At 44.9% G+C, this 14,008-nt stretch carries 9 protein-coding genes; all 9 read left to right on the top strand.

Annotated features, from left to right (window positions below; genetic code table 11):
* Nucleotides 1–56: 56 nt before the first annotated feature.
* On the top strand, nucleotides 57–2,348 hold the full coding sequence (locus tag BK127_RS08025) for a helix-turn-helix domain-containing protein (RefSeq protein ID WP_076229494.1): 2,292 nt from the start codon (nucleotides 57–59) through the stop codon (nucleotides 2,346–2,348).
* A gap of 5 nt (nucleotides 2,349–2,353) precedes the next feature.
* Complete coding sequence (locus tag BK127_RS08030) at nucleotides 2,354–3,406, top strand: alpha/beta hydrolase family protein (RefSeq protein WP_076229495.1); 1,053 nt, start codon at nucleotides 2,354–2,356, stop codon at nucleotides 3,404–3,406.
* Nucleotides 3,407–3,461: 55 nt separating this feature from the next.
* The gene (locus BK127_RS08035) at nucleotides 3,462–4,553 is read left to right on the top strand and encodes a Gfo/Idh/MocA family protein (RefSeq protein WP_076229496.1); all 1,092 of its coding nucleotides are present in this window, start codon (nucleotides 3,462–3,464) and stop codon (nucleotides 4,551–4,553) included.
* A 1-nt stretch (nucleotide 4,554) separates the two neighbouring features.
* Entirely contained in the window at nucleotides 4,555–5,397 is an 843-nt protein-coding gene (locus tag BK127_RS08040) for a sugar phosphate isomerase/epimerase family protein (RefSeq protein WP_076229497.1), read from the top strand.
* A 121-nt stretch (nucleotides 5,398–5,518) separates the two neighbouring features.
* Nucleotides 5,519–6,679: a replication initiator protein A gene (locus BK127_RS08045; RefSeq protein ID WP_076229498.1), complete on the top strand. Its 1,161-nt coding sequence runs from the start codon at nucleotides 5,519–5,521 to the stop codon at nucleotides 6,677–6,679.
* Between the two features lie 731 nt (nucleotides 6,680–7,410).
* A complete protein-coding gene (locus tag BK127_RS08050; protein WP_076229499.1) occupies nucleotides 7,411–8,772 on the top strand; it encodes a hypothetical protein in 1,362 nt (453 codons plus the stop codon).
* A gap of 730 nt (nucleotides 8,773–9,502) precedes the next feature.
* Nucleotides 9,503–10,708 (top strand): S-layer homology domain-containing protein, encoded by a 1,206-nt coding sequence (locus tag BK127_RS08055; protein ID WP_076229500.1) that lies wholly within the window; start codon nucleotides 9,503–9,505, stop codon nucleotides 10,706–10,708.
* 51 nt (nucleotides 10,709–10,759) lie between these two features.
* Complete coding sequence (locus BK127_RS08060; protein ID WP_076229501.1) at nucleotides 10,760–12,886, top strand: hypothetical protein; 2,127 nt, start codon at nucleotides 10,760–10,762, stop codon at nucleotides 12,884–12,886.
* A gap of 90 nt (nucleotides 12,887–12,976) precedes the next feature.
* Nucleotides 12,977–13,846, top strand: coding sequence for a hypothetical protein (locus tag BK127_RS08065; protein ID WP_076229502.1), 870 nt, complete (start codon nucleotides 12,977–12,979; stop codon nucleotides 13,844–13,846).
* Nucleotides 13,847–14,008 lie beyond the last annotated feature (162 nt).

Here is a 14,008-nt window from a genome sequence, read left to right on the forward strand (position 1 = left end):
ATGCGATAATGGATGCAGATTGAACGTTTGAATTGACTTAGGAAAGTGAGATCGTCATGAAGCTGAAGTTATCCCGCTATCACGTAAAGTTATTTATGTTATGTTTGCTGCTTGGTGCCATTCCCGTTATGGTATTAGGTATTTTTTCGTATATGAAATCCTCCAACATTATTGAAAACAAGGTGCTGCAGGGTAATGACCAATTATTGCATCAAACCCAAATTCAGCTGGAAAACACGTTGAAAATTATTGACTTCTCGATCTTTCAGCTGGTCAATGCACAGCCGGTCAGTGATGTACTCCAGATGCCCATTCAGGCCAGAGATTTTCCGCTTGTCGATAAGGTTCTGGAAACCTTGCAGCGTATTCAGATCTATGAACTCGGTATCCGCGATATTCAACTCATCAGCATCGATCAGAACTGGATCATCAGCAATAAGGGCTACGCCAAGCTGGATGAATTTACGGACACAGGTAGGCTTGCCTTATTCACGGGTATCGATCGACCTTTCAAATGGATGACTGAAACCACAGCAAGCAAGGACGAAGCCCAGGCGCAAACGAATATATATTTGGTGAAACGCTTTCCGAGCTATTCGGCCAAGCCTGCCGCCCTGTTGGTGACCCAAATGTCCAATCAGGAGCTGTTCAAGGTACTGCCCAAAAGCAGTGAGCTTGGTTCATTGATGGTTGTAGATGAGCAGGGGAATATACTCGCGACCGATCTGTTGCCCGAAGTGGATAAAGGTCTTCGTGATTCGCTGCTGCTGCAAAATATACTGCAGACCCCCGAACTGAACGGCTACCGGATCGGACAAATCGGCAAGGAGGAGTATGGCTTCACCTTCCGCAAATCGTCGTATAATGGCTGGACCTATTTATCTATTGTATCGCTTGACAGTATCACACGGGAATCACAAGCTATCGGATGGGCAACTATATGGGCTTGCCTGATCATTCTCATCCTGATTATTATACTTTCCCTGCAGGGAGCCAATAAGATGTATTCCCCACTGCGCAGTCTGTATCAGAAGACGGCTGTCGCTGGAGAGCCCGGGGATACTCAGGTGCCGCAGGACGAATTCAAGGTGATCGAACGTCGGATGGAGACCATGTCGCAGAATAATATGCATATGACCAGCCATGTTCAAATGCTGAGACATCAACTAAAGCCATTTATGATCTACAAGCTGGTTCAAGGTCAGCTAACAGGTAAAGAGATTGAGGAGCAGCTGCAGCTATTCGGCTACTCGCAGCAATTTCGCTGGTTGGCAGTCGTAGCCATACAAATCGATACACTGGAGACAACGCGCTATAGTGAGCACGACCGTGATCTGCTATTATTTGCGATCAGCAATATTGTGGAGGAAACGGTTGCAGCGGAGCATCGTCTGAATCCCGTCGTCATCGATCAATCACAGGTGACCGTCATTAGCAGCAATCACGATTCACCGGATGCTTTCAAGGATTTTATGTATGCAACGATTAAGCAGGTCCAGGAAAATGTATTGAAATTTCTCGATCTTCCTGTCAGTGCGGGTATCAGTCGGCCTTTTATCACCTACGACCTGACGTCCAAAGCATATGCGGAGGGTCTTGATGCATTAAAATACCGGATTACGAAGGATACCGAAACGATTCTGTTTATCGAGAATGAGGAACCGGAAACCCAAATGGTGTTTTTCCCGGAGCATCTGGAGAAGCAACTGGTCGAAGCGGTCAAATTCGCCGATGATAAACGCGCACATGTGCTGTTGATGGAGTTTCTGCAAATTTTGTCCAACCGTGAACTCACCCATAATCAGATGCAGAACTGGCTCATGAAGCTGCTGATGGATCTGCTGTATATTCCAGAGCAGCAGGATGCCGCTATTTCTTCCCTGGATACGAATGCAATTCCGTTATACCTGCAGCTAAAACGCCTGAATACCGTTCAGGAAATCGAGCAGTGGCTGATGCAGCAAATTATTGAACCGATTATTCAAACGATGGATCAAAGTAAAGAAGCACCTTACCACAAAATATCCAATGAAGTGGTAAGAATCATTCAGAGCGAGTATGACCGTGAGCTGACGCTGGAGGAATGCGCTTCGCGGCTCAATTACCATTCCAGCTATATCCGGCGTGCACTCAAGAAAAGCATGAATATCAATTTTAGTGATTACCTGCTTGCCTACCGGATGGATATTGCCAAGAAATGGCTGACCGAAACGGAGATGAAAATCACCGATATGGCTCGCAAGCTGCAGTATAACAATCCACAAAATTTTATCCGTTATTTCAAGAAAACGACTGGCATGACACCCGGACAGTACCGGGAAGTATCGCTAAGCGAAAATGGAGGCTGATTGTGATGTGGAATCCCGATGAATTTCTTGAACAGCTGTACGACCGTCAGACGTATGTTCACGCCTTTAAAGCGAACACCCAGGCCGAGTGGAGTGAATGGAGAACAGCATTACAAGAAAGGCTGATCCAAGCGCTGGTGCTGCCACAAAGAGACGTGGTTCCGCTGAACCCTGTGTGCCTGGAACGAGTGGACTGCGGCGATTATATTCGCGAGCATATCGAGCTGACGACGGATCATTTTTTGAAAATGCCCTGTTATGTACTTCTGCCTAAACAGGTAACACCTCAAGCTGGAGAAAGTTCGGAGGGTACTACTCCCGCGATCGTCGCTTGCCCAGGTCATGGGTATGGGTACAAACAGCTTATAGGGCTGATGCCAGACGGAAGTGTGAGGGAGGACGAGCCAGGTATTTACAAGGATTATCCCATTGAGCTGGTAAAGCGTGGGTTTATCGTCATCGTGCCTGAATTATTGGGCTTGGGTGATCGAAGATTGATGCAGGATCAGGACAAGGAGCCGAATGCCAACTCCTGTTTCAGATTGTCCACGAATCTGCTTATGGCTGGTAAAACGTTAGCCGGTTACCGTGTTCATGAGATGATGTGCTGTGTCGATTATTTATTATCCCTTCGTGAGGTAGCTCCTGAGAGGATCGGGTGTATGGGCTTCTCCGGGGGCGGGAACGTTATGGCATTAACAGCGGCTATTGATGAACGAATTCGCGCTGCTGTCATTAGCGGGTTTACCAATACCTACAGGGATAGTATATTGGCCAAGCCCCACTGCTCGGATAATTACATACCGGATCTGCTGAATATTGCTGAAATGCCCGATATATGGGGTCTTATCGCTCCTCGGCCTTTGCTTATTGAATCCGGTCAAGCCGATCTCGGATTCCCGATTGCAGGCGCAATTAAAGCGCTTCACCATTTAAAATCGATTTATCACGTACTCCATGCAGAAGATCAGCTGGAGGAAGACATCCATCCGGGCAAACACGAGGTATCGGGTGCCATAGCTTATGACTGGCTTCAACGGCATTTGTCTGCATTGTAACCATTCTGAAGGAAGTCCCATTGCTTCACCCATATAATGTCAAGGAGGGTATACCATGCATAAAGAACAGCAAATCCGTCTCGGAATGATCGGAATGGGCAAGGTTTCCGTGGAGAGGCATATTCCATCCATCCACTCCTTGAATGATCCCGATGTACAGATCTATGCCGCTGCAGACGCCATGCCGGGACTGGCTGACAAAGCTGCGAGCCAATTCAATATTCCGCATAGCTTTGAGGATTATAAAGAGCTGCTTGCGATGAAAGAGATCAATGCCGTTTCCATCTGTACACCTACGTTTACTCACGCAGCAATTGCCATTGATGCCTTAAGGGCCGGGAAACACGTGTATCTCGAAAAGCCAGCAACCCTGAATGAACAGGAAATGCGTCAGGTGCTGGATGCTGCCAAGCAAAGTGGTAAGGTGTTTATCGTTGGCTCCAATGGCATGCTGCAAAATCAGATGTTCATGTTTAAACAGATGATCGACAATAAGGAGCTGGGCGAGGTTTTCAATGTTAGCATTACACGTGCATCCTCTAGAAGCAGCGGCAACCATAAACGCAAAACAATCGGCGGTGATGGCATCAGTATGGAGAGTGCATCCCACAATGTGGAGTGGGCGCTCTATTTCTTGAATGATCCAAAACCGATATCCGTAACAGGTCTCGGCTATTACAAATATGATAATCTATCGATACCTCTTGAGCTGAGAGAAGCTGGCGAAGTGGATGATTGCTCCCTGGCGCTAGTTCATTTTGATAATGGGAGCAGCTTTATGTATAAGGCAATGAGATCGGCCGTAGCTCCTGCCGAATATGAGGTTAACATTCAAGGAGATACAGGCTTGATCCGCTATGATGTCAACCAGTGCTATAAAGAGAAATCCGATGACTGTATACGTATTTATACCCAGCATAAGGATGGGCAGCTTATGGAATCCTCACCGCTGATCTCCTGCGGAAGAACCCATGCTGCGATGTACGCGCATTTTTGGGATTGCATACGTCAAGGGAAGCAATCTCCTATCAGCAGCGGAGAGAGAAGCGTAAGAGTGATGGAGATATTGGACGCACTGCAATTGTCGATGCGCAATAAGGGGCTGCAGATCAGGCTGGATGCAAACTCCGGTTTCGGAGGGAATTAGGATGATAGGGCTCAGCTGCCACTCACGAAATTACGGTCCCGGTACACCGGATGAAATTTTTGCATTTATTAAGAGACTCGGCTATGAATATATTGATGTTGATTCGGTCGGTACGATCAGACAGGGCGATGTTATCGAGAATCCGAAGAAACAAGCGCAGCTTGTCCAAGAGCTTACCGCCAAATACGATCTCAAGCTGGCCGAATATTTTCTGGGAACTGTCGCTGTTGATGGAATTAGTGTGAATAACAGTCAACCGGACACTGTGCTCAGGGGTAAAATGCTGGATAACTTTGCCCGGATCTGCGCTTATGCCCAAATGGCCGGTTTTCGAAGCATCATGGGGTCAGCCGGAGCGTTACACAAGGAAGTGGGTTATGAGCGATCATTCGACAACGCGGCTAATACACTCCGCCAAATGGTGGCCATAGCAGCCGAGCGTAGCATTTCCTTTCACGTCGAGCCCAGCCGAGCCTCGCTGCTGAACGTACCCTCCCAAGCTATGCTAATGGCGCAAACCGTAGAAGGCTTAAAATATACACTGGACTTTCTGCATTTTCAGGTGAACGGTTATGATCAGAAGGAAACGATGGAGCTCTTGAATTATACGGGGCACATGCATGCAAGACAAGCAGCAGTCGGTTGGCCGAAGTGTCCATTCGAGCATGGGGAAATTGATTTTGATGCCATTATTAAAAGGCTAAGAGGGCTTCGATGGCAGGGCATTATTGCGATGGAATTTTGGAATGGACCCGAGGAAGAGGCAGCTGGCATGAATCCGGTCGAACAGACTCTGTTGATGCGTTATCACTTGAAGGGACTTATCAAGAAATACGAATGTTAATGACGGGTTCCGCTGACGCAATAAGTTGGCTGGAACCTTTTTACTTGCAGCTTTTTTATTGTTAAATTACCGAACTCGTACTACAATAAGATGAGCAATATAAAAGGTTGGTGAATTGGAATTGAGTAAAGCGATTATTAACGTGCTTGAGAAATATGCTCCAAAGCTGATTGACCTGAAAAAACAGCTAAAGTCGGTATCATCTGACGAAAAAATGATCATGGGTCAGCTTGATGAAGAGATTAACGGATACAGCTCATCCCTTATTAATAAGAAGATATATGAACTCAAGCGGATCTCAGGAAAAATAGTTGAGACTCGAAATGATATTTCCCAAAAAATCCTGATGAATCTTGAAAATCATAGCACCCCCAATGAAGAGCTGTTTGAGCAGCAGGAATATTTGGAAATGCAGATTTTGATTCTGGAAAAAGCTATTCAGAGAAAGCAGGAACAGAACCGCCAATTCAGCCATAGCGTAGAGCGGAATTTTATTGACCATCCATTTATTTCTTCAACGACTCCCAATGAGTCCACGCTAAAGCTGAGACGTAACCAAAAGGGAATTCTCGAATTGAATAAGTCCGGGTTCAGAAACCTTTTTTATCAAAATAGCAATGGAACTCTGCTGCTGCCTTATGACGCGCGTAATTTATTCGGTGTTTTTAAGATGTGGGAGCAAAAGGGGAAGACCAAGGAATTTGAATTCGCTTTTAAAGAGCTGCTGCATAATGTGAATGCTGATATTAACGGCGGCGAATACGATACCCTGCATACGAGCCTGGATAACCTCGGTAAAACGTCGATTGTAATGGAAGAGTTTTATGATGCGGAAGCTAAGAAACGCAGAAGAACGAAAATTCATAATCCTTTTCAGGATGTCGATATCGATCGAGACACGAATACGGTCTTTATGAGGCTAAGCGATGATTTGTATAAAAACCTTCTGGCCGGCAACGTGGTGTCGATCAGTATTTCGCTGTTTAATGACCTTGCCACACCTACCTCAAAGAACTTGTATTTGATTGTCGTTAACAAAACAAAGGATCGCGAATTTGTTCTTGAGGTCGAAGCCTTGATTAATCATTTGGGTCTGAACACGAATGATAATTACAAAGCCTATGTAATGCTGAAAAACTCGTTTGATGAGCTGCAAAATTTTGATGTTATCCGTAATTATGAAATCGTCAAGAAGGGCCGGGTGCCGGTTAAGGTTATATTTGAACCGAGCGAATGGCTGCAAAAAGCGACGGATACGATCGAGGAACGATTGCTTATTTAACCCGAGAAGCCTCTTCATCCGAAGAGGTTTTTTAATATGTCCATGTCAAACACCTCTCTACTACGAAATAAAACACCTCTGCACTACGAAAAAATGAAAAAAAGTAACTTTTTCTCGATCTTTTTCCCACCTCTGTACTACGAAGTAAACACCTCTCTACTACGAAAGACCTCTCTACTACAAAACAAACACCTCTCTACTACGAAATGAAACCACTCTGCACTACGAACCACCTCTCTACTACGAAAACGAACCACTCTGTACTACGAAGTAACCACCTCTGCACTACGAACCACCTCTCTACTACGAAAAATAACACCTCTGCACTACGAAGTAAACCACCTCTGTACTATGATTGACCAATCTTAATCTTAAATGGTATTGTCGAAAATACTGGAATCCTGTTTAACGATCCTGAGTGTTGGGGATCACACAAAAAACCTCCGCTGTCAGCGGAGGCTTCTCTGGGAAGTAAGGTCGCCAAACCTTACTCTCCGAGCACCAGATTGCACTGGATACTCATATTGTCGATAAATCCATACCGGTTGCAGCTGTTACCAGCAGTCAGCAACCTCACCCAACCTTAATCCGCAAAAAAACGGCGCGATTGAAGGTCTGCTTAAATTTTGTCTTTTAAGGGATTGTCCGTATATTGTAATGAATTGAACTTGTCCTGTAAAGTTTTTTTTCAAATTAACCAGTTAGTCTTCGGAAGGAGGTATGATCGACCCATGGGAGAAGCCAAGCGAAAGTCAGACGTAAACCGCAGCGAGAGCTATTTGCTGCTGGATAATAAGAATCTGGGCAGCACTTATCCCGTCTCGGTAGATCATACCTTCCTCACCGATCTATTCAATCTGGAGAAATCCTATGCCAGCGATTCGGTGGTCATGTTTCGTAAGAACAGCCATCCACTGCGTAAATTTCACGTCACAGGAACGACTATCCGTTTCATGATGACGATCTCGCGCCGTTTTAATACAGAGGGGACGCTGGCAGGCTGTCCGCTGCACCGTCTGTATCAATTGATGGCCGAGGAGTATGAGGAAAGCTGCACGAAGGAGCAATTTTACGCGGAGGCTCACAAGCTTATTGCCCTTGGCATCCTGTCCGTTTCACGCAGCGGGATTATTAATGAGTGGAAGCTGGAGTCCTTTAAACGGGAGACAGGCCGTTTTGTCTTGTTTCACCCTCTGGTGTTCACCGCCGCGTTTACAGATTTGCCGATTGCCGCTCAAAAGCTGTATTTGTATATGGTGAACAAAAATGGTGAAAAGCTGAAGCATAAAGATAAAGAGCTGCTCGGACGCCATTCGTGGTTGTATACTCTCACTCATAAATCACGCCCCGCGCAGATTCGGGAATTATTACATTCACTTTCTGAGTTGGAGATCAATGGGCAGCGGCTATTTCTCGAATGCTCGGTGGAAAAGGATTCGCTGGGCCGTTGGGCTGTTCATTGGGTGCTCAACCCGGCCTTCGTTGTTCAGCATGTGCCTGGTGCGCATTACCGTATGGTTCCGAAGGCAAAAATCCCCTACTCGCAAACGGTCTCTCGTCTGCGTCAGCTGTTCAGCTTCTATCGGATTTCTGAGGTAGAGCAGCTTGGCAATGGCAATGTGTTCCTCGGTTTGGCTCAACTGTTACATCATGCAAGCATGACCATACTCCGTTATGCAGCAGCCCGGATTCGGGACATCGTAATGCGCTACGGTTTTCATGGTATGGACTTAGTCAGTATGCTTACTGTTGAGCTAGAGGACCGTTCCTTCGCTGCCTATATGGAGGTTATGAAGGAAACCGGAGCTTATCGGTATATAGAGGCCTTCGAAAATGAGGGCGTGTATGCTGAAGCAAGGCCGCTCCAGTTCTTCCGCGCGATTAAGGACAAGTTCTCGCTTCGCGAATTTGCCAAGGTCTGCAGCAGGGCAGTCGCTGAGCTTGGAGAGCGGTATAGCAACCCGATGAAGACACCTATCTCTTCCGCGGACGAGCACAGGTTCAGAGATAGTGCTCTTCATCATGAGGTTTTTTACCTGGAGGATCTCCTGCTTGAGCTTAAATCATCTATGAATGGAAAAGTGACTGCGTAGCTTCCTGTAATTTCAGGAGGCTGTTTGTCTTACCCAAAATCAAATGACGATCTTTCCCAAAAGCAGAATCCACACAGAACTATCGAGGATTCTCACATATTTGAACAACAAAGGGCAACAGGATTCGCTGTATCAGCGGCTGGTTGCCCTTTGTTGTTAACTAAAAGTTATGAATTCAGACAATAGGTAAAAGTCATGGTTAGTTTATTAGAAATAACGCTGTACCTATAGTTAATTAATTAGACAGCTTTTGTGGATTGTTGGGAGACAGGGGATAAGTATGTTGCCTTCTTAGGGGGAATTAGATATTAACAGGTGGATATATCGTAAATCTCTGAATCTATAACTCAATTATCATCGAGTCTGAATTTATACACATAAGTGGATAGCTTGTCTGAAAAGTTATTCACAGGCTGAATAATCACCTTTGTCTGATCTGGCTTTGCTGCTGTTGATACTTTTCCTAATAGGTACTTGATTTAATAGATACTAATTTTTAAAAGATAAATAATTTGGGAGCATTATTTAATAAAAATTTAAATATTGATAATCCCTTTATTTTCCATAAAAAAACATGATAGATCTCATAAATTGAACAAAGCGTGAACAGATTGTCCTATTATGAATTGATATTCTTCTTTCTATAACTTTAGTTAGATGTGATTTTTATTAAGGTTTTGTAGAGTTATGTCGAACTATATTCTGCATAGAAAGAAGGATTAACGACAGCATGAAGCTAAAACAATTTACTACTTATGTCCTTGCTTTGATGATGCTTGCTAATGGTAGTACGGCACTTGCCGCCAGCTTCTCGGATACAGGGAATCATTGGGCCAACAGCAGTATCGAACAGATGGCTGCTTCCAAACGAATTAACGGTTATCCCGATGGGACCTTTAAACCGGATCGTCAGGTCAGTCGAGCAGAGTTCGTCAATATGGCCAACCAAACCTTCGGTTTATCTGGAACAGCTGCAAACACTAACTTTAATGATGTAAAGTCTGCAGATTGGTTCTATCCACAGGTATCAGCTGCACAATCTGTTGGTTATATCCAAGGTTATCCTGACGGAACCTTCAAACCGAATCAATCGATTTCAAGAGAAGAGGCAGCGGCTGTTTTGGCGAGGCTTCTAAAACTGGATACAAGCACTCCAAGCACCCTCACAGTCAAAGATGCGGAAGTAATCGATAGCTGGGCTAAAGGTAGCGTCTCAGCTCTTCTGAGCAAGCAAATATTCAATGGCTACGAGGATGGGTCCTTTAAACCGTTTGCTCCTATTTCACGTGCTGAAGCAGCAACTGCATTTCAACGTTCTTGGGAATTGAACCAGCTGTCTGTAACGGTTCCAACGGATGGGAAGTTTAACATTTCAAATGTAAATGGTGCTAACGGTTTGGTTACCGTCCTATTTAACCAGGCATGGACTACGGAACCAACCCTAGCCGATTTCAAAGTCACACAATCTGTAAATGGCGAGACAGAAACAATTGTGACTCCAACCAGCTTGTCTGTAGATGCATCTGCCAAAACCGTTAAGCTGGTTGTCCCTACAGTGAGTCAAGGCTCTGTCGTATTTAGTGTATCCTATCAAGGATTGGCAGCTGCAGCTGCTCCAGCTTTTACAATCGCTGCTGGAGGCGGCGGATCAGGATCTGGTTCAAGTTCAAGCCAAAGCTCGTCTAACAATGTTTTATGGATATCGAATACATCAGCTATATTTGATGGGCTGTTACTGACAAAGATCGAGGCTGCTGTCAATACTCAAGTAACCAAAGTTGAAATTATGAAGAATACTGTGAAATTGAACGATGCGATTCCTGTCAATGGAAGTATATCGGTCAATTTAATTGGAGCACAAAGCGGGGATACGTTGACGTTGACGGCTTACAACGGTTCGATATTGCTCAAATCCTTTTATGTGAATGTTCAGTAAATGCATAGTTTGTAGCTCGTTATTAAATTGCATAATGAAAGGTGAGAACCCATGTCCAAAGCAACCAAGAAGCTGCTTATTACTGCATCTGCCTCTGTATTTCTAATGGCAGCAACTGCCGCACCTACCTTCGCAGCTCCGTCCAATCCGGGCTACTATGTAGGCAATCAAAAATATCTGCTTAGCGATATAGCAGCAAACCCAAGCCTGCTCGTACAATTGAACAATAACTTGAATACGAAGGGGCTTTCCAGTTTTATTGCGGATTTACCTGAGGGCCGACTCAATTATGCCCAATTCATGGCTGCGAATCCTGGTAAGCTTAATCTGTCTGCTTTTAAAACATTCGCTGCTGCGCATCCTGCAGTCATTCCGGCTGACGCCGTTATCATACGCCCTGATGGAAGAGAAGAACGCGATCCTGACTCACCGCTGCCTGGAATAAGTGTGCAGAATGGACTCATTACCATTAGCTTTAGTAGTGCGCCTTCGGTCACACCTACTATTAAAGACTTCGTTGTTACACAATCGGTGTATGGAGGCAGTAATCCTCAGGTTATCGTTCCTTCGGGTCTCCAGCTGAATTCAGACGGTACCATGGTATCGCTGAGTGTACCCACAATAGCTGCAACGGATATTGCTCAAAGTATTGTATACACAGTGGCTTACAAGCTCTCCAGTACGGTATCAGCAGGTTTTACATTGGCCGCCAACCCAACGACGGGACAGCCGGTAGAGCAGGCAGCGATAAGTACCGTAAGCGCGGTGAACGGAACCATCACAGTGAACTTCAATAAACCCGTATCTGTCGCCGAAGCAACCTATGGTATGAAGATTAGTCGGTCCATAGATGGTGGAACAGGCTCAACTGAGGTACCTTCCCTGGTTCAAGCATCCGGTAATACCGTTACCTTTAAGGTGGCTGAGGTGGGACAGACGGCTGCTAAACAAAGTGTGGTATACAGTCTATCCTATATGAATGGAACTACCATCAATACGGTGGGCTTTACCGTAGCCAAGATTCCTGATGCGGTTATCAACTCAGCTAGCGCGGTGAACGGAACCATCACGGTTATTTTCGATAAGGCTGTATCTATCGCCGAAGCGACCAAGGGCATGATGATTATTCGGTCCATAAATGGTGGACAAGTCTCGACCGAGGCACCTTTACCGATTGAAGTATCTGGTAACACCGTTACCTTCAAGGTGAACGAAGTGCAATTTACAGATGCAGATCAAAACGTCGTGTACAGCTTGTCCTATTTGAATCAAACCGCCTACAATACGGTGGGCTTTACCGTAGCCAAGATTCCTGATGCAGTTATCAACTCAGCTAGCGCGGTGAACGGAACCATTACGGTTAATTTCGATAAGGCTGTATCTGTCGCCGAAGCGACCAAGGGCATGAAGATTAACCGGTCCATAAATGGTGGGCAAGTCTCGACTGAGGTACCTTTATCGATTGAAGCATCTGGTAGCACCGTTACCTTCAAGGTGAACGAAGTGCAATTTACAGATGCAGATCAAAGTGTGGTGTACAGCTTGTCCTATCAGAATCAAACTGCCTACAATACGGCGAGCTTTACCGTAACCAAGATTATTGTTAGTGCGGTTAACGGTAGCGTGACCGTCAAATTTACAACAGTCGAAACAGTAAGTGAAGCTATTTACCAAAATCTTAAGTTCAAACAGTCGATTGACGAAATGACACCTACTAATGTAACTCCAACAGCTTCTGTGCTGGATTCTGTGAATAATTCGGTTACCTATACCGTTCCAGCTCTTCAAAAACTGTATACGGAGCAAAGCGTCACCTATAGTGTTTACAACGGTGGAAGCATTGCAGTAGGATCGGCTTCATTCAAAATACATAAATTACAATCACCAACGATTAATACTCCTGTCAGTCTCAATAATGGAAATAAAACAGTAACTGGAACTGGAGAACCCGGGTTTAAAATGAAGGTAACAATTACCGATGGAATTAATTCTATAGATAATTCTGGTGAGGAAGTTACAGTTGGAATAAATGAGATAGATAACAAGTATTCTATCTATTTTTCTACCAAAGTTTACTCATTAATAAACGGCCCTATTACCCTTACAGTAACACAGCGTGATACTGATAACGGCAGAGAACAAACAATTAGTGGTATCACAGGAACCAAAAGTCCATAAAATGCAGTTGGTAAAGAGAAATCCATTCTACAACGTCACTTTTCAACTTAATGTCTAATACACAGATACACGATGAAAGTGGTGAATCCATTGACCGACATATACGTCCTACAGCCTTTGGAGATTCAGCCCTACGAACATCTGGCACTACAGGATTATATTCATTATTTCATGCAGAATGATGATCTACCTACCCGGATCAGGATAGGAGCAAGCATCAATGGGGTTCCGGCAGCTCTAGTTTTGGCTGAGATCAGGACAATCGACGATTTGGGGATCTTGCATTCATTTGGAATCGCGCCTCCTTATCAGAGTGAAGCTTTAGAGCAGGAGTTGCTCCGTTTTACTGTAAAGCAGTTTAAGGAGCTTGGCATCCGCAGCTTACAGATTACCCTGCAGCCGGGGCATAGTATTAGTTTCCCAAGCTCCCTGACAGCATGTGACTGGCAGAAGGATGAAGGGGAGGTGACGCATTATCACTTTGATTGCCTGCTACTTAATAGTCATTCCAAATGGAGTCGGGATATACCGCTGCCCAAGAGCTATTCAGTACACGACTGGCAGGACATCACTGTCAGGGGATGGGAGGAACTGAAGAGGGCGGACTGGTATCCATATGCCCTTTCTCCATTCGAAAGCTACAGCTTCGGTACTATTGATCAGCAAGCCAGCTTGTGGCTTCGCCAAGGTGAAGATATTGTCGGATGGATCGTGGCAAAGCGTTCCAATGAGCAGTTTTTGTACTGGAGCTCAATGTTCATCAGAGAGGATGTTTACCGCAAGCATGTTGGTATTCCTTTCATACAAAGGATGATCAGACGTCAGGTCGCGTTGGGGATACCTTACGGTTGCTTTGATGTGAATGCCTATCATCAACAGTTCCAACGCTTTGTCAACAAACGAATTGCGCCCTATATTTTCCATCGTCAGGAAGTACAGGTTTTTAGTAAAACTCTGTAAGACCAATTCGATACCGGCAGTACAACCTATGAATGAATAGATGAACTAAGAAACAGCAGGTTTATATGCAAGAACAAGAGCCTACGTTTTTCACACATTTACTGTGGAAAAACGTAGGCTTCTTTTTTCACATTTCGGAAAAGGCTGGATACTATGGATTTT

The organism is Paenibacillus sp. FSL H7-0331 (assembly GCF_001956045.1).